Origin of the sequence: Variovorax sp. YR266, assembly GCF_900107295.1 — a bacterium.
In the GTDB taxonomy this organism is placed as follows: Bacteria; Pseudomonadota; Gammaproteobacteria; order Burkholderiales; family Burkholderiaceae_C; genus Variovorax.
Genome location: NZ_FNPM01000002.1, coordinates 614,032 through 631,296 on the forward strand (window position 1 = coordinate 614,032; position 17,265 = coordinate 631,296).

At 66.7% G+C, this 17,265-nt stretch carries 16 protein-coding genes and 1 riboswitch; of the genes, 13 read left to right on the forward strand and 3 right to left on the reverse strand.

Translation table 11 applies throughout. The features are described 5' to 3' along the window. The first annotated feature begins 47 nt into the window (after window positions 1-47). From gsiC to BLW48_RS08510, 11 genes are all read left to right on the forward strand, one after another. Window positions 48-968: a glutathione ABC transporter permease GsiC gene (gene gsiC / locus BLW48_RS08460; protein WP_093054513.1), complete on the forward strand. Its 921-nt coding sequence runs from the start codon at window positions 48-50 to the stop codon at window positions 966-968. 10 nt (window positions 969-978) lie between these two features. Continuing rightward, the gene (gene gsiD / locus BLW48_RS08465; RefSeq protein WP_093054511.1) at window positions 979-1,905 is read left to right on the forward strand and encodes a glutathione ABC transporter permease GsiD; all 927 of its coding nucleotides are present in this window, start codon (window positions 979-981) and stop codon (window positions 1,903-1,905) included. 15 nt (window positions 1,906-1,920) lie between these two features. After that, complete coding sequence (locus tag BLW48_RS08470; RefSeq protein WP_093174009.1) at window positions 1,921-3,003, forward strand: P1 family peptidase; 1,083 nt, start codon at window positions 1,921-1,923, stop codon at window positions 3,001-3,003. Between the two features lie 14 nt (window positions 3,004-3,017). Further along, window positions 3,018-3,836, forward strand: a complete 819-nt coding sequence (locus BLW48_RS08475; RefSeq protein WP_093174011.1) for a M55 family metallopeptidase — start codon at window positions 3,018-3,020, stop codon at window positions 3,834-3,836. Window positions 3,837-4,139: 303 nt separating this feature from the next. After that, the gene (locus BLW48_RS08480) at window positions 4,140-5,918 is read left to right on the forward strand and encodes a nitrite/sulfite reductase (protein WP_093054505.1); all 1,779 of its coding nucleotides are present in this window, start codon (window positions 4,140-4,142) and stop codon (window positions 5,916-5,918) included. Then, a complete protein-coding gene (locus BLW48_RS08485; RefSeq protein WP_093054503.1) occupies window positions 5,915-6,310 on the forward strand; it encodes a DUF934 domain-containing protein in 396 nt (131 codons plus the stop codon). The genes BLW48_RS08480 and BLW48_RS08485 overlap by 4 nt, the downstream gene beginning before the upstream one ends. A gap of 21 nt (window positions 6,311-6,331) precedes the next feature. After that, window positions 6,332-6,964 (forward strand): phosphoadenosine phosphosulfate reductase domain-containing protein, encoded by a 633-nt coding sequence (locus tag BLW48_RS08490; RefSeq protein ID WP_093174176.1) that lies wholly within the window; start codon window positions 6,332-6,334, stop codon window positions 6,962-6,964. Window positions 6,965-7,007: 43 nt separating this feature from the next. Then, window positions 7,008-7,949, forward strand: a complete 942-nt coding sequence (gene cysD / locus BLW48_RS08495; protein WP_093054501.1) for a sulfate adenylyltransferase subunit CysD — start codon at window positions 7,008-7,010, stop codon at window positions 7,947-7,949. Continuing rightward, a complete protein-coding gene (locus BLW48_RS08500; RefSeq protein ID WP_093174013.1) occupies window positions 7,949-9,289 on the forward strand; it encodes a sulfate adenylyltransferase subunit 1 in 1,341 nt (446 codons plus the stop codon). The genes cysD and BLW48_RS08500 overlap by 1 nt, the downstream gene beginning before the upstream one ends. Before the next feature lie 43 nt (window positions 9,290-9,332). Beyond that, window positions 9,333-9,662: a ferredoxin FdxA gene (fdxA, locus tag BLW48_RS08505; protein WP_056599092.1), complete on the forward strand. Its 330-nt coding sequence runs from the start codon at window positions 9,333-9,335 to the stop codon at window positions 9,660-9,662. Further along, window positions 9,620-10,690 carry an NAD(P)/FAD-dependent oxidoreductase gene (locus BLW48_RS08510; RefSeq protein ID WP_093174015.1) on the forward strand — a complete coding sequence of 357 codons (1,071 nt, stop codon included), beginning with the start codon at window positions 9,620-9,622 and terminating at the stop codon, window positions 10,688-10,690. The genes fdxA and BLW48_RS08510 overlap by 43 nt, the downstream gene beginning before the upstream one ends. Here the strand turns inward: BLW48_RS08510 and BLW48_RS08515 are convergent. Beyond that, window positions 10,687-11,991 carry an aspartate aminotransferase family protein gene (locus BLW48_RS08515; protein WP_093174017.1) on the reverse strand — a complete coding sequence of 435 codons (1,305 nt, stop codon included), beginning with the start codon at window positions 11,989-11,991 and terminating at the stop codon, window positions 10,687-10,689. The genes BLW48_RS08510 and BLW48_RS08515 overlap by 4 nt on opposite strands. 114 nt (window positions 11,992-12,105) lie before the next feature. Here BLW48_RS08515 and BLW48_RS08520 point away from each other — a divergent pair, with 114 nt between their 5' ends. Further along, window positions 12,106-12,840: a TetR/AcrR family transcriptional regulator C-terminal domain-containing protein gene (locus tag BLW48_RS08520; protein WP_093174178.1), complete on the forward strand. Its 735-nt coding sequence runs from the start codon at window positions 12,106-12,108 to the stop codon at window positions 12,838-12,840. Here BLW48_RS08520 and BLW48_RS08525 read toward each other — a convergent pair. Then, window positions 12,827-14,719 carry an adenylate/guanylate cyclase domain-containing protein gene (locus tag BLW48_RS08525; RefSeq protein WP_093174019.1) on the reverse strand — a complete coding sequence of 631 codons (1,893 nt, stop codon included), beginning with the start codon at window positions 14,717-14,719 and terminating at the stop codon, window positions 12,827-12,829. The two genes, BLW48_RS08520 and BLW48_RS08525, sit on opposite strands and share 14 nt — an antisense overlap. 201 nt (window positions 14,720-14,920) lie before the next feature. Continuing rightward, window positions 14,921-15,021, forward strand: a riboswitch (TPP riboswitch). 76 nt (window positions 15,022-15,097) lie between these two features. Between BLW48_RS08525 and BLW48_RS08530 the strand changes: the two genes are divergently transcribed. Continuing rightward, window positions 15,098-16,435, forward strand: a complete 1,338-nt coding sequence (locus BLW48_RS08530; protein ID WP_093174021.1) for a purine-cytosine permease family protein — start codon at window positions 15,098-15,100, stop codon at window positions 16,433-16,435. Here the strand turns inward: BLW48_RS08530 and thiD are convergent. After that, the gene (thiD, locus tag BLW48_RS08535; RefSeq protein WP_093174180.1) at window positions 16,374-17,228 is read right to left on the reverse strand and encodes a bifunctional hydroxymethylpyrimidine kinase/phosphomethylpyrimidine kinase; all 855 of its coding nucleotides are present in this window, start codon (window positions 17,226-17,228) and stop codon (window positions 16,374-16,376) included. The genes BLW48_RS08530 and thiD overlap by 62 nt on opposite strands. Window positions 17,229-17,265 lie beyond the last annotated feature (37 nt).

Here is a 17,265-nt window from a genome sequence, read left to right on the forward strand (position 1 = left end):
CCTCGCCCCCTCACCCGTCAGGGTGAGGGGTTGACCGCCTGCACCCCATGCTGAATTACTTTCTCAAACGACTGTTGGGCCTGATCCCCACGCTGCTCATCGTGGCGGTGCTGGTGTTCCTGTTCGTCCACATGCTGCCCGGCGACCCGGCGCGCCTTGCCGCCGGCCAAGAGGCCGACGAGCAGACCGTGGCCATGGTGCGCGCGGAGCTCGGGCTCGACAAGCCGCTGCCGCAGCAGTTCGTGAGCTTCTTCACCCACATGCTGCAAGGCGACTTCGGCACTTCCATTCGCACGCGGCGGCCGGTGTCGGTGGAAATCGGCGAGCGCTTCTTCCCGACGGTGATGCTGACCATCACCAGCATGGTGTGGGCAGTGATCTTCGGCATGGGCATCGGCATCGTCTCGGCGGTGTACCGCAACAAATGGCCGGACCGGCTGGGCATGACGCTCGCCGTGTCGGGCATCTCTTTTCCCGCATTTGCACTCGGCATGCTGCTGATGCAGATCTTCTCGGTCCAGCTCGGCTGGCTGCCCACGGTGGGGGCCAGCAGCTGGAAACACTACATCCTGCCCTCGATCACGCTGGGCGCGGCCGTGGCGGCCGTGATGGCGCGCTTCACGCGGGCCTCGTTCGTCGAGGTGATCCAGGAAGACTTCGTGCGCACTGCACGCGCCAAGGGCGTGCGCGAATCCAGCGTGGTGTTCAAGCACACGCTGCGCAATGCGCTGATTCCGGTGGTCACCATGATGGGCCTGCAGTTCGGCTTCCTGCTGGGCGGCTCCATCCTCGTGGAGGCGGTGTTCAACTGGCCCGGCCTCGGCCGCCTGCTGGTCGATGCCGTGCAGATGCGCGACTACCCCGTCATCCAGACGCTGGTGCTGCTGTTCTCGCTCGAATTCATTCTGATCAACCTGGTGGTGGATGTGCTGTACGGCTACATCAACCCGACCATTCGCTACAAGTGAGCAAGCAGCCATGACGCAAGCTTCCGGCGTGCCTGCCGAAACCCTCATTCCAACGACACCTGTCGCGGCCGTCCAGATCGCTGGCAAGGTCCGCACGCCCTGGGGCGAATGCTGGCGCCGCTTCAAGAAGCAGCCGGTGGGCATCGTCGCCGCGCTCTTCGTGCTGCTGCTGGTGTTCGTCGCGGTGTTCGCGCCGTGGATCGTGCCCTTCGATGCGGAGAACTTCTTCGACTACGACATGCTGAACACGGGGCCTTCGGCCACGCACTGGTTCGGCGTCGATCCGCTGGGCCGCGACATCTTCAGCCGCATCCTGATGGGTGCGCGCATCTCGCTGATGGCGGGCTTTCTTTCGGTGCTGGTGGGCGGCTTCGTGGGCACGGCCTTCGGCCTGCTGGCGGGCTACTACGAAGGCTGGTGGGACCGCATCGTGATGCGCGTCTCGGACGTGCTGTTCGCCTTCCCCGGCATCCTGCTGGCGCTGGGCGTGGTGGCCATCCTGGGCAGCAGCATGACCAACGTGGTGGTGGCTGTGTCGGTGTTCAGCGTGCCGGCGTTCGCGCGGCTCGTGCGCGGCAACACGCTGGTGCTCAAGCAGCAGACCTACATCGAGGCCGAGCGCAGCATCGGCGCTTCAGACTGGACCATCATCGTGCGGCACATCCTGCCGGGCACCATCTCGTCGATCGTGGTGTATTTCTCGATGCGCGTGGGCACCTCGATCATCACTGCCGCCAGCCTGTCGTTCCTGGGCATGGGCGCGCAGCCGCCGACGCCCGAATGGGGCGCGATGCTCAGCGAAGCCCGCGCCGACATGGTGACCTCGCCGCACGTGGCGCTGTTCCCCAGCCTGGCCATCTTCTTCACCGTGCTCGCCTTCAACCTGCTGGGCGATGCACTGCGCGACGCGCTCGATCCGAAGATCGACCGCCAGTAATTTCCGTTCTTCTTCATGTCTTCCAGCAAGCAGCAAGCCCCTCTCCCCTTCATCGGCAACCTGCTCCAGGGCGAACGCAACGCCATCACCGACGTCGCGGGCGTCACCGTAGGCCACCAGACGCTCAGCGATGGCCCCGTGCAGACGGGCGTGACGGTGATTCGCCCTCACGCCGGCGACCCGTTCCGCGACAAGGTGCCGGCCGCTGCAGTAGTGCTCAACGGCTTCGGCAAGAGCGTGGGCCTGGTGCAGGTGGCTGAGCTCGGCGTGCTCGAAACGCCGATTGCGCTGACCAACACGTTTTCGGTCGGCACCGTGGCCACAGCGCAGATCCGCCACTGCGTGGCCGACAACCCCGAGAGCGGACGCATGCTGCCCACGGTCAACCCGCTGGTGTTCGAGTGCAACGACGGCTTTCTGAACGACATCCAGCGCATGGCCGTGACCGAGGCCGACTACCTGCAGGCGCTGGCTGATGCCGGCGTCGACTTTGCGCAGGGCTCGGTCGGCGCAGGGCGCGGCATGTCGAGCTTCCAGCTCAAAGGCGGCATCGGTAGCGCATCACGGCGGGTGTCGGCGCGCGAAGGCGGCTGCCATACCGTAGGCGCGCTGGTGCTGGCGAACTATGGACGCCAGCCGCAACTGGTGCTGGCCGGGCATTCGGTGGGCGACCGGCTGGCGAAGCTTCAGGCCGCGCGCAGCCTGCCGGCGGTGGACGAGGCCGAGAAGGGTTCGATCATCATCATCGTCGCCACCGACGCGCCGCTCGACGCTCGCCAGTTGCGCCGCCTGGCGCTGCGCGCGGGCGCCGGACTGGCCCGCACGGGCTCGGTCTTCGGGCACGGCAGCGGCGACATCGTGCTGGCCTTTTCCACCGCCTACACCATGCCCGACCGTGTCGAACGGCCGATGCCAGCCGTGGCGATGCTGCACGACGGGCTGCTCGACGGGCTGTTCCAGGCCGCGGCAGACAGCACCGAGCAAGCGATCATCCATGCCCTGTGGCGCGCAACGCCCGTGACCGGTCGCGAGGGCAACCACCGCGTCGCGCTGGGCGACGTGCTGCCCGCCTCCGCCCTTCTTTCTACCCACGCCTGACTGCGAGCCGCTCCATGAAAGTCCTGATCTCCACAGACATCGAAGGCGTCGCCGGCGTCTATCACTCCGAGCAGGTGCGCCCGGGCAACCCCGAGTTCGAGCGCGCGCGCCTGCTGATGACGCAGGAAGCCAACGCAGCGATTGCCGGCGCCTTCGACGCAGGCGCCACCGAAGTGCTGGTGAACGACTCGCACGGCGGCTTTCGCAACATGCCGCCCGATGTGCTCGATGCGCGCGCCCGCGTCGTGCAGGGCAAGCCGCGCTACCTGAGCATGGTGGCGGGCGTGGAAGAAGGCGTGGACGCCGTCTGCATGGTCGGCTACCACTCGCGCGCGCAGGGGCGCGGCATCCTGGCGCACACGATCAACAGCTTTGCGTTTGCCGGCATCTCGCTCGGCGGGCAGGAACTGGGCGAGGCCGGGCTCTATGGCGCGCTGGCCGGCGAATACGGCGCGCCCGTGGTGATGGGCAGCGGCGACGACGTGTTCATCGCCGAGAACCGCCCGCTCTTTCCGCACGCGACATTCGTCGAGACCAAGAAGGCGACGGGCTGCACCAGCGGCATTTCGCTGTCGCCCGAGCAGTCGCGCCGGGCGATTCGTGCGGGGGTGGAAGAAGCGCTGGCCGCGCGTTCGAACGCGAAACCGCTCGTTTTCAAGGGCCCGCAGACCGTGACGCTGCGCACCCAGTCAACCGCGCTGGCCGACCTGTTCTGCCAGTGGCCGGCCTTCGAGCGCGTCGACGGCGTCACGCTGCGCTTCACGGCCGATACGGTTGAAGCGGCGGTGCGCATGCTGAACTGCTGTTCGGCAATGTCTTCGATGCTGCGCTGAGGCGCCAGCCCCTCTTCAGGCCTGCATGGCGAAGCGGATGGCCGCGCGGCCAGGAACCCGCTCGCCCATCCGGGCCTTGTCCGGTTCCTAGAATTCCCGGGTCCGGCAACTCTTTTCCGGCCATCTCGCCTTATCCGGAATAAGCATCAAACCGTCCCGCAACCCGCATGGATGCTGGCGAATAAGCTTATCCGCATAAAGCGCGAACCAAAAAATAGTTTGTTTCCATAAGGCCGGCTTTCAGAATCTCGGCTTCTTGCTGGGGCGCTGGACGCACCGCACTTCAAGACATACGCACGCACGATGTACCAATACACAGAATTCGATCGCCAGTTCGTCCACCAGCGGGCTGCCCAATTCCGCGACCAGCTGGAGCGCTGGCAAAAGGGCAAGCTCGCCGAAGACGAGTTCCGCCCCCTGCGGCTGCAAAACGGCTGGTACGTGCAGCGCTACGCGCCGATGCTGCGCGTGGCCGTGCCTTACGGCGAGCTCTCGAGCCGCCAGATCCGCGTGCTGGCCCGCATCGCCCGCGAATATGACGAGCCCGAAGCCGAGGTCTACAAGAAGGCCATCGAGACGCAAGGCCTGCTCGGCAGCCACAAGCTCCCGACCCACTACGCCCATTTCTCGACGCGCCAGAACGTCCAGTACAACTGGATTCCGCTCGCCAAGTCGGCCGACGTGATGGACCTGCTGGCTTCGGTCGACATGCACGGCATTCAGACCAGCGGCAATTGCATCCGCAACATCACGAGCGATGAGCGCGCCGGCATTGCCGTCGACGAAATCGCCGACCCGCGCCCGTTCGCGGAAATCATGCGCCAGTGGAGCACGCTGCACCCCGAGTTCGCGTTCTTGCCGCGCAAGTTCAAGATCGCCATCACGGGCGCCACTGAAGACCGTGCCGCCACCGGCTGGCACGACGTGGGCCTGCACGTGGTGAAGAACGAAGCGGGCGAAATCGGTTTTCGCGTGCAGGTGGGCGGCGGCATGGGCCGCACCCCCATCATCGGCACTGTGCTGCGCGAGTTCCTGCCGTGGCAGCAGATCATGAATTACCTCGAAGCGGTGATCCGGGTCTACAACCGCTATGGCCGCCGCGACAACATCTACAAGGCGCGCATCAAGATTCTGGTGAAGGCCGAAGGCCAGCGCTACATCGACGACGTCGACGCCGAGTACAAGCAGATCCTCGAGCATGACGGTGCGCCGCACACCATCACGCAGGAGGAGTACGACCGCGTGGCCGCCTCCTTCGTGCCGCCGACGCTCGCCACCCGCGTGCTGCAAAGCGCCGAGAAGACCGACGCCGAACTGCGCGCCCACGCCGCAGACGACGTGCAGTTCGCCCGCTGGCTCGCCCGCAACGTGGCGCCGCACAAGAACCCCGCGCTGCGCGCCGTCACGCTGTCATTCAAGCGCCTGAAGCAGGCGCCCGGCGACGCATCGGCCGACCAGCTCGACACGCTCGCGCAACTGGCCGACCGCTTCTCGGCCGGCGAGGCCCGCGTGACGCACGACCAGAACGTGGTGCTGCCCTGGGTGCATGCCGAAGACCTGCACGCGCTGTGGCTCGCCGCCCGCGCCGCCGGCCTCGCCAGCGCCAACGTGCACCTGCTGACGGACATGATCGCCTGCCCCGGCGGCGACTTCTGCGCGCTGGCCAATGCGCGCTCCATTCCCATCGCCGAAGCCATCACCGAGCGTTATCAAGATCTCGACGAGCTCGACGACCTGGGCGAGATCGACCTGCACATCAGCGGCTGCATCAACTCGTGCGGCCACCACCACAGCGGCCACATCGGCATCCTGGGCGTCGACAAGGACGGCAAGGAGTGGTACCAGGTCACCCTCGGCGGCTCCGACGGCTCCGAGCTCAGCGGCGCGCCGCAGGCCGGCAAGGCTGTCGGCCCCTCGTTCTCGGCGGCCGAAGTGCCGGGCGTGATCGAGGCCGTGCTCACCACCTACCGCGACACCCGCGAGAGCGGCGAGAACTTCATCGACACGCTGCGCCGCGTAGGCCCGGACCCGTTCAAGGCCGCCGCCAACGGTGCACGCTTCAAGGTGGAGGAAGCAGCATGAACAAGAAACTCAACATCCTCTCGGCAGAAGAACACATCGACGACGGCGATCCGAAGGTTCTGCAACTGGCCAACGACGCCGACCCGCTCGCCATCGAGGTGTGCCTGGCCGACATCGAGCGCATCGACCTGAACTTTCCGAAGTTCACCGACGGCCGCGCCTACAGCCAGGCCTTCCTGCTGCGCCGCCGCCTGGGCTTCCAGGGCGACATCCGCGCCACGGGCGACGTGCTGATCGACCAGCTGGTGCAGATGGAACGCACCGGCTTCTCCAGCGCCGTGCTCAAGGAAGGCGTGGACGCCTCCGACGCGCAGCGCCAGTTCGACCGCTTCGCCGCCTTCTACCAGGGCGACGCGGTGCAGACCGCGCCGCACTTCGCGGCCGGCAACTGAGAGCGAATGGGAACCTTCGACATGAGCATTGCCACGGACATCGACTTCGCACGCATCAACACCGAACTCGGCCGCAACGCCGAGGGCCTGGTGGACTGGGCGATCGGCCTGGGCCAGCCCGCGATCATCACCACCAACTTCCGCCCTTTCGAGGCGGTGATCCTGCACATGGTCACGCGCGCAAAGCGCGATGTTCCCGTGGTCTGGATGGACAACGGCTACAACACCGAGGCCACCTACCGCTTTGCCGACGAGGTGACCAAGCAACTGGGCCTGGACCTGCACATCTACCTGCCGCGCCGCTCGCGTGCGCATCGCGAAGCGGTCGAGGGCCCGACCCCGGCGCTCGACGATCCGCGCCATGCCGCCTTCACGGAAGAAGTGAAGCTGGAGCCCTTTGCCCGCGCGCTGCGCGAGACGGCACCGAAGGTCTGGTTCACCGCACTTCGGGCCACCGACACGGCCGTGCGCGCGCAGATGGACCCGGTCAGCGTCAATCCGGACGGCCTGATCAAGGTCGCGCCGCTACTGCACTGGTCGTCCAAGGAGTTGTACGAGTACTGCGAGGCGCACGGCCTGCCGAACAACTTCGACTACGTGGACCCGACCAAGGGCGAAGACAACCGCGAGTGCGGATTGCATCTCGCGCACTGAGAGCCAACGGCTCACCGATCCTCTGCATCCAGCACCCCATCCGATGAACGCCCGTACCGAAACCGAACTGCTGCTGTCGCCAGCGCACCTCTCCAACACGCACCTCGATGCGCTGGAAGAAGAAACCATCTTCATCCTGCGCGAGGTCGCGGCCGCCTTCGAGCGCCCCACCCTGCTGTTCTCGGGCGGGAAAGATTCGCTGGTGCTGCTGAAGTGCGCGGAAAAGGCCTTCGGCGTGGGCCGCATTCCCTACCCGCTGCTGATGATCGACACCGGCCACAACTTCCCTGAAGTGACGGCCTATCGTGACCAGCGCGCGAAGGAACTGGGCGCCGAGCTGATCGTGCGCAGCGTCGAAGATTCGATGAAGCGCGGCACCGTGCGCCTGGCCCATCCGGGCGAGTCGCGCAACGCGCATCAGTCGGTGACGCTGCTCGAAGCGATCGAAGAATTCCGCTTCGACGCGCTGATCGGCGGCGCCCGCCGCGACGAGGAAAAGGCCCGCGCCAAGGAACGCATCTTTTCGCACCGCGACAGCTTCGGCCAATGGCAGCCCAAGGACCAGCGCCCCGAGCTGTGGACGCTGTTCAACACCCGCCTGGCTCCGGGCGAACACTTCCGCGTGTTCCCGATCTCGAACTGGACTGAACTCGACGTGTGGCAATACATCGAGCGCGAGCATGTCGGCCTGCCGTCCATCTACTACACGCACAAGCGCGAAGTGGTGGAGCGCCGCGGCCTGCTGGTGCCGGTGACCGAGCTCACCCCGCCGCGCGACGGCGAAACGGTACAGGTGCGCGACGTGCGCTTTCGCACCGTGGGCGACATCACGACCACCTGCCCGGTCGAGAGCCTCGCGGCCGACGCGGGCGACGTGGTGCTGGAGACGCTGTCGGTCGACGTCAGCGAGCGCGGCGCCACGCGCATGGACGACATGACGTCCGAAGCATCCATGGAAAAACGCAAGAAAGACGGTTACTTCTGATGAGCGCGACGACGACTGCTACCCCTGTGAACACCGACGTCCACGGCGACACCGGCACCGCGCTGCGCTTCATCACCTGCGGCTCGGTCGACGACGGCAAGAGCACGCTCATCGGCCGCCTGCTGGTCGACAGCAAGACCGTGCTGCAAGACCAGCTCGCCGGCGTGCAACGCGGCGGCGAAACCGACCTCGCCCTGCTGACCGACGGCCTCTCGGCCGAGCGCGAGCAAGGCATCACGATCGACGTGGCCTACCGCTACTTCTCGACCGCCAAGCGCAAGTTCATCATCGGCGACGCGCCGGGCCATGAGCAATACACGCGCAACATGGTCACGGCCGCTTCGGCCGCCGACGCCGCCGTTGTGCTGGTCGACGCAACCAAGCTGGCCTGGGCCGCCGAAGTGGAAGACGGCACCGTGGTCAAGCGCGAACTGCTCCCGCAGACGCGCCGCCACACGCTGCTGTGCCATCTGCTGCGCGTGCAGTCGATCGTGTTCGCGGTGAACAAGCTCGACGCCATCGACGACGCCGGCCTCGCCTTCGAACGCATCTCGACCGCGCTGAACGCCTTTGCCGAAGCGGCTGGCGTGCAGGTGGCGGGCATCGTGCCGATCTCGGCGCTCAAGGGCTGGAACGTGGCCACGCGCCATGCCGACTGGGTCGGCTACGAAGGCCCGGGCCTGCTCGAGCTGCTCGAGGAGCTGCCCGTCACGGCGCAGGACGAGGACGTGCCCTTCGCATTCCCGGTGCAGTGGGTCGAGAAGTTCTCTTCTTCCGCCGACACCTCGCAGGGCCGCCGCGTGTTCTGGGGCCGCGTCGCCTCGGGCCACGTGGAACCCGGCCAGCGCGTGACCGTGCTGCCGAGCAACCAGACCGCCACGGTCGCGCAGGTGCTGAGCCACACGCGCCAGCCGAAGGCGGTGCATGCAGGCCACAGCGCCGGCATCGTGCTCGACCGCGAGGTCGATGTGTCGCGCGGCGACTGGCTGCTGGCGCCCGGCGCCTTCGAGCCGGTGCGCGAGATCACCGCCACCGTGGCCTGGCTCGACGACGAGCCGCTGGTCGCGGGCCGCGTGTACTGGGCGCTGCAGGGCCACCGCTGGGTCAAGGCCAAGGTGGCGCGCATCGTCGATCGCGTGAACATCACGACGCTCGAATCGGAGCCGGCAACGCAGCTGGAAGCCAATGCCATCGGCGACGTGGTGCTGGCATTGCAGCAGCCGCTGGCCGTGCTTCCCTTCACGCAATCGCGTGCATTGGGCTCCCTGGTGCTGGTCGATACGGCCTCCCACAAGACCGCCGCTGCCGTGCTTGTGCAGCCCGCCGCCGCAAAGGCCTAAAATCTCGGGTTTCCCCCGATCTCACACTGACGTTAAAAGACAAATGACTCACGTCGTCTCCGAAGCCTGCATCCGTTGCAAATACACCGACTGCGTGGACGTTTGCCCCGTCGACTGCTTCCGCGAAGGTCCCAACATGTTGGTGATCGACCCGGACGAATGCATCGACTGCGCAGTCTGCATCCCCGAATGCCCGGTCAACGCGATCTACGCCGAGGAAGACCTGCCGGCCAACCAGATCGCCTTCATCAAGATCAACGCCGAGCTGGCCCTGGCTGACGGCTGGAAGAGCATCACCAAGCGCAAGCCCGCCCTGCCTGACGCCGAAGAGTGGAAAGACAAGACGGACAAGATCGGGGAGCTGGTGCGCTGAGCACCTTGGCTACCCCCATCGAAACCGACGCCCTGATCGTCGGTGCCGGCCCCGTGGGGCTGTTCCAGGCCTTCCAGCTGGGCCTGCTCGAAATCTCCTGTCATATCGTCGATGCACTGCCCGCCGCGGGCGGCCAGTGCGTGGCGCTGTATGGCGACAAGCCGATCTACGACATTCCCGGCACGCCGATGACCAGCGGGCGCGGTCTGGCGCAGTCGCTGTTGCAGCAGGTGGCGCCGTTCAAGCCGCAGTTTCATTTCGGCGAGCAGGTTGCCACGCTGGAGCGCCAGGCTGACGACCGGTTGCTGCTGACGACTTCGGTCGGCACGGCCTTCCTGGCGAAGACGGTGTTCATCGCGGCCGGCGTCGGGGCCTTCGTACCCAAGCGCATCACCATCGAGGGCATCGCGCAGTTCGAAGGCAGCTCGCTCTTCTATCACCCCGATTCGCTGGACCGCTTCGCCGGGCAGACAGTGGTGGTGAATGGCGGCGACGACATCGCGCTCGAAACCGCCATTGCGCTCACGGCCGCGGCCAAGCAGGTCACGCTGGTGCACAGGCGCGACGGCTTCCAGGCTGACGAGGCCAACATCTCAGCTATGCGCGCCCTCGTGGCCGCGGGCAAGCTGGCCTTCAAGGTCGGCCAGCCCACTGCCTTCGACGGCAAGCAACTGCAGATCACCACGCCTGACGCCACCACGGTCGATCTTCCGCTCGACGCGCTGATCGCCTGCCTGGGCATCTCGCCGCGCCTCGGCCCCATCGCCGACTGGGGCCTGGAGTTGGAGCGCAAACAGGTGCCTGTCGACACCGAGAAATACGAAACCCGCGAGCGCGGTGTGTTCGCGGTGGGCGACATCAACACCTACCCGGGCAAGAAGAAGCTCATCGTCTGCGGCTTCCACGAGGCCACGCTGGCCGCCTGGGGCGCCACGGCCATCGTGTTCCCAGGCAAGGCCGTGCCGCTGCAGTACACGACCACCAGCACGCGTCTGCACGAGCTGCTGGGCGTTTCCGGCTCCCGTTAACGCGCGCCAGGCAGCAGCGCCCGGTATTCGCCGATGAAGCTGCAGATGGCGGCGACGTAGCGGTCGATATCCGCATCCGCCAATGGCAGCGACAGCACGACGAAGCCGCGCGGCGAGGTGTAGATGCCCTCGCTCAGCAGGTGGAAAAAAAGCAGCTGGCGCAGGCGGCCATCGACTGGTGCCAGATCGTCGACGCTGCGCACCTCGCCGCCCACGAAATGCGCGTTCATCAGCGAGCCCAGCCCGGTGAACTGCATCGCAACGCCCTCTTTCACGCACAGCGCATTGAGCCTCGCCCGCATCGCCTCGCCCCGCTCCGCCAGCGCGCCGGCCGCCTCGGGCGTGAACAGCTTGGTGAGGCCTGCATAACCGGCGGCCATCGTCAGCACGTTGTTGTTGAAGGTGCCCGAGTGGGCCAGCGACCCGGTGCGCGGGTCGAACAGCGCCATCACGTCGGCACGCCCGCCGAAAGCGCCGAAGGACATGCCGCCGCCGATGTACTTGCCCAGTGTGGTGAGGTCTGACCGAATGCCCAGCTTGTTCGCCAGCCCGTGCGGCGCCAGGCGGGAGGTCATCACCTCGTCGAAAACCAGCAGCGCACCGACGCGCGTGGCCGATTCGCGCAGCGCCTCCAGGAAGTCGAGGCTCCCCGGAATGCAGCCGCTCGCCCCCTGCATCGGCTCGACCAGAACGGCGGCGATCTCGGCGCCGTGCCTTTCGATCTGCTCGCGCGCCGTCTGCGCATCGTTGTAGGGCAGCACCAGGAAATCGAACGGCACCGTCGTCGGCAGCGGCTTTGCGCCGAAACCCAGCACGCCACCGTGGTAGCCGCCCGCAAACACCACGATCTTGCGGCGCCCCGTGAAGTGCAGCGCGGCAGTCAGCGCCATCAGGTTCGCCTCGGTGCCCGAGTTGGTGAAGCGCAACTGCTCGATCTGCGGAAAACGCTCGCAGATAAGCCTTGCCAGCCGGCCTTCGAGCAGGTTGTGGCCCGTGAGGTTGATGCCGCTTTGCATCGCCTCGGTGACGGCTTCACGGATCTCGGGTGCGGTGTGGCCGTAGACGCCGGCCGTGTACTCGGCGATGAAGTCGGCATAGCGGTGGCCGTCGGCATCCCACAGCGCGGCCCCCTCCCCCTTGGCGATGGTCAGCGGAAACGGCGCGTAGAACAGCACCGAACGGCTGTTGGCGCCGGGCATGTAGCGCGCCTGCTCCTCGAACTGATGGCGGCTGGCGGGGTTGCTCTCGGTGAAGCGCTGGTATGCGCCGGCAAGAGCCTGGTCGATGGCGGCATGGGTCATGGCGGATGTCCTTCGGGTGGTGATGCGATCGTCGCTCGCAGCGCAGTTTATTGGTCAGTGCTCAATTAATATTGTTTATACAGTCAACCCGGCTGCCGCACAATGGCCGCAACCATGACGAAGAAATCGCCTCCCAAGCCCCGTACGGCCGGCCGCCCCGCCGGCGGTGGCGGCCTGACGAAACAACGCATCGCCGAAGTCGCACTGGCGCAGATCGACGAATTTGGCCTGGGCGCCTTCAGCATGCGCGAGGTCGCGGCGCGGCTCGATGTTTATCCGGCCACCGTGCACTGGCACGTGAGCACGCGCGAGGCACTGCTGGCCGAAGTGGCCGCCGCCGTCATGGCCGAAGTCACGCCGCCGCCCGGCAAGCTCGACTGGCAGGCATGGATCACCGAACTGTTCCGCCGCTGCCGCACCGCGGTGCGGCGCCACCCGAACGTGGCGCAGCTGCTGGGCGCGCAGCTGGTGTCGAACGGCAGCCTGCCGATCGAGCTGGTCGAGGGCGTGCTGGCGGCGCTGACCGAAGCCGGCTTCGAGGGCGAGCCGCTGCTGGAGGCCTACAACTGCGTGGTCGCCGCGATGCTGGGCTTCCTGACGATGGAATTCTCGCCCCTGCCCGTGGACAACACCCAGGCCTGGGCCGAGGAGCTGCGCGAGCGCGTGCACACGATTCGCCCACTCGACCACCCGGTGCTCACGCGCAACCTGGCGCAACTGGCCAACAAAGCCTTCATCCTGCGTTGGGACAACGGCACCACCGTGCCGCTCGACAGCAGCTTCGAGCGGCACATCCAGATCACCATCGACGGGCTGGAGGCGTTCGCGCGCAGGGTCAGGGCTGCGTAGGCCCCAGCAGTTCGTAGAGCACCATGCGCGTCTGCCGGCCGCGCAACTCAGCCATCTCCTCGATGCGGCGCGTGGCGAGCCGCTCACCCAGCCCCTCGAAGGTCGTCTGCGAGATCAGCGTGCGCGTGCCCAGTTCCTTGTTGGCGCCCTCGATGCGGCTTGCCGCATTGATCGCGTCGCCGATGGCGGTGTAAGACAGCCGGTTGCTCGACCCGAGCACGCCCGCGATCACGTGGCCGGTGTGGATGCCTACGCGCGTGCGGAACTCGTGCAGGCCTTCGCCCCGCCATTTGTCGTTGAGCACGTCCATTTCGGCATGCAGTTCGAGCGCCGCGACGCAGGCCCGGTATTCCGCATCTTCCAGGTCGGACGGCGCGCCCCACAACACCATGATGCCGTCGCCCATGAACTTGTCGACCACGCCGCCATGCCGCGCAAAGATACCGGCCGCCAGGTTGAAGTACTCGGTCAGCTGCCTCACGAGCACGTCGGCTTCCATCGATTCGGAGATGGTGGTGAAGCCCTCCACGTCGGTGAACATCGCGGTGATGCGGCGCGGCGAGCCGCTGGGCGCGAGCGCGTGGCCCTCGGCGACGAGCTGGCGGATGATGTCCACCGGCACGAACTTGCGAAAGGCCTGCAGGCTGCGCGCCGATTCGTCCAGCGCCTGGTTCAGATGCTGGATCTCCAGAACCCGGCTCGGCTCGAGCGGCAGGTTGTCTAGCTCCAGCCGCCCGATGCGGCGCGCGACAAGCGCGAGGTTTTCGATCGGCTGGGTCACGAGCTTCGACAGCCGCAGCGAGATGAACAGCGCGATGCCGAGAAAACTCAGCGTCAGCAGCAGCGCCCAGAGCACCGAGCGATGCAGGCCGCCGAGCAACAGGTCTTCGGGCTCCCAGCTGACGAGTTGCCACCGGGTGTGCGGGATGTGCGAGGTCTGCACGAGGTATTTGCGCCCTTCATGCTCGATGGAAAAAGCCATGTCGTCAGCGCCACCCGCCTTGCCCGCGGCAAGCATGTGCGCATGCAAGGCGCCTAGCACACCGGTGTCTGGCGACTCCAGTTCGCGCACCGGGTCGGGGTGGTCGCTGCGCGCAATCACGTGATGGTCGGCGCTCAGCAAGGCGCTCTCGCCGGTCCCCAGCGCGCCGAAGATGCGCACGAGCTTCGACAGATGCCCCAGCGACACGTTGCCGTCGATCACGAGCCGGCGTGTGTGCCCCTCGTCGTCGACACGTGCGCTGGGCAATGAATGGCCGATTGCAAGCTCCTGTGAGTCGCTCATCAGGAAAGGCTGGGTCCACACGGGTCCATGCGCCTTCATGGCCTCCCGGTACCAGGTGCGCTTCTCGGGGTCGAAGTCGCTGCGATAGGCCGTGATGGCCGTCGTAGCAAAGCGCTGCTTCGCGTCGCCGCCCTCGGCGTCGGGCGAGCGCTTGTACTGCCAGGTTTCGGTGCTGAAGTCGGGGCCGCGCAACACCTGCCGGATGGCCGGGGTCGGGTAGCGCACAGCCATCAAGACGTGGCCGTCGTCGGTGGCCACGTTGATGCTGTCGAGCTCGGGGGTCTGCTCGAGCATGGTCCAGAGCATCTCGGCGGTCTGTTCGCCATCCTCGCCGGTGGCGTGCACGCTGGGAGAGTCGGCAATCGAGCGAATGACTCCCTCGGTCTTGGCGAGGAAGGCGAGCACGTTGTCCTCGACCCGGTCATGGTTGATCTTGTGCGAGGCCGTGCCCACCCTGGACACCAGCTTCTCAGCGGCCCAGTAGCCGAATGCCACCAGCAGCAGCGACTGCAACAGCGCGACGGCGCAGATGATGGTGCCTACGTCGACCCTGAAGCGCCGTAGGCCGGTGCCAGCGAAATCCCTATCTGCCATGCAAGTCCTTCTTCATTTCTTGTTCCTGCTCGCTTATCGGCGCGCGCTCCCGTTTCTTTGATTGGCAGTTCTTCTTTGGACGCCGATTCTCTCGTGGCCTGTGCACGCTCTGCGGGTTTTCCCTGCCTCGCAAAGGCACGCATGCTGTTGCGGCTTCCCCGCAGGGGATAAACTCCGCCCCGCGCCGTGGGTTCCTCGCGGCGTACTTGCTAGGGGTGTTGGGCGGCTTGCCGTCCGGCTGAGAAAGTCCCTTTGAACCTGATTGAGGTAATCCTCGCGCAGGGAAGCTGGTCCGGTGGCCTCTCACGTTCTCTCGCGTGATGGCCGCGCCACTGGGGCCCCGCCCACCTGCCAAACCTTTTGCACTGGAGCAAATGGATGGCAAACGACAACAACGACGCGACCGTCTCGAACGAGGCGCTGACGCCGCTGCCCGCGTCCCAGCGCGTGTTCGGCTGGCACGACCATGCTTCGCTCTGGTTCAGCCTCGGCGTGGGCCTGCTGGTGATGCAGATCGGCGCCTACCTGGTGCCGGCCGTGGGCACGCGCGATGCAGTCATTGCCATCGTGCTCGGCTCCTGCGTCGGCGCCGGCCTGCTGGCCTGGACCGCGCGGCTGGGCTGCGAGAGCGGCCTGGCGAGCGCCGGCCTGATGCACGCCACCTACGGCAGTGCCTTCGCGCGGCTGCCGGTGCTGCTCAACATCGTTCAGCTGGTGGGCTGGACCACCTTCGAACTGGTCATCATGCGGGAAGGTACGCAAGCCATCGGCCAGTCGGTGATCGGCCCCTCGCTGGGCACCGCCTGGGGCGGCGTGCTGACCACGCTGCTGTGGGGTGCGGTGCTGCTGGCGCTGCTCTCGGGCTCGATGGTCAAGCTGGTGAGGCGCTTCGTGAGCCGCTTCGGCTTGCCGCTGGTGGTGCTGTCGCTGCTCTGGCTCACATGGCAATTCGCGACGCAGCTTCAGGCCAAGGGCCTGGACGCCTTCTGGGCACGTCCGGGCGACGGCACGATGGGCATGTTCAGCGCGCTCGACCTCGTGATCGCGATGCCGGTGTCGTGGCTGCCGCTGGTGGCCGACTACGCGCGACACGGCAAACGTAATGCCGGAGGGCTGGGCAGCGCGTTCAGCGGCACCTGGATCGGCTATGCGCTGGCGAACATCTGGTGCTACGCATTGGGCGTGATGGTGGTGAGCGTGGCCGAGCCCGGCGCGAGCCTCGTCACAGCGCTGCTGCTGGCGCAGGGCGGACTGGTGGCGCTGGGCCTGATCCTGATCGACGAACTCGACAACGCGTACGGCGATGTCTATTCGGGCTCGGTCTCCACGCACAGCCTGCTGCCGCGATGGAGCGTGAAGCGCTGGGGCCTGCTGCTGGCCGCGCTGTGCATCGCACTGGCGCTGGTGCTGCCGATGCACACGCTGGAGCCTTTCCTGCTGCTGTTGAGCTCGGTGTTCGTGCCGCTGTACGGCGTGATCATCGGGCGGCTGGGCAGCGGCCAGTCGGTATCACTGGCCGGTACGCGCCAGATCGACTTCGGCGCGGCGCTGATCTGGATCGCGGGCATCGCGGCGTATCACGCGCTGGCCAAGTGGGCGCCGCAGTTCGGCTCTGCCCTGCCGACGCTGGCGGCGACCTTCGTGCTGGCCTGGCTCAGCCGGCCGAAGCTGACAACGGCAGGCGGTGCGTCGGAACTGGCGCAAAGCCGTGGTTGAGGGGGCCATGACCCGCGCCGATCTTCACATCCGCACCGGCAGCCATCGCGCCGAGGATGTAGGTGCGCGCCCGTTCGACCGCCTCGGGCAGCGCCGCACCCAACGCAAGGTGCGCGGCAATGGCGGACGACAGCGTGCATCCCGTGCCGTGCAGGTTGCGGCTGGCAATGCGCTTGGAAGCCAGGCGCCTGCGCTCACCGCCGGATTGCAGCAGCACGTCGACCACCCCATCGCCCGGCAGATGGCCGCCCTTGAGCAGCACGGCCTTCGCGCCGAGCGCGAGCAACTCGCTTGCCGCGTCATCGAGCGCATCGACGCCATCGATGGCATGGCCTATCAGCAAGGCCGCCTCGTCGAGATTGGGCGTGACGACCACGGCGCGCGGGAACAGTTCGCGCACCAGCACCTGCACCGTCTCGGCGGCGATCAGGCGGTCGCCGCTGGTGGCGACCATCACGGGGTCGAGCACCACGTTCTTCAGCTGGTAGCGGTCGATGGCCCAGGCCACCACCTCGACCACCTCGGGCGCATGCAGCATGCCGAGCTTGACGGCATCGACGCCAATGTCTTCCACCACGGCCTGGATCTGCGCCTTGAGGAAATCGGGCGGCACACCGTGGATGCCCGATACGCCGAGCGTGTTCTGCGCGGTGAGCGCGGTGATGGCCGTCATGCCGTAGCAGCCGAGGGCCGCGAAGGTCTTGAGATCGGCCTGGATGCCGGCGCCGCCGCCGCTGTCGGAGCCGGCGATGGAAAGCACGCGTGCGTAGCGCTGGGTGGGTCCTTGGGTCATGCCGAAAATTATCGGCGGTATCGGCAATGCGAAGGAG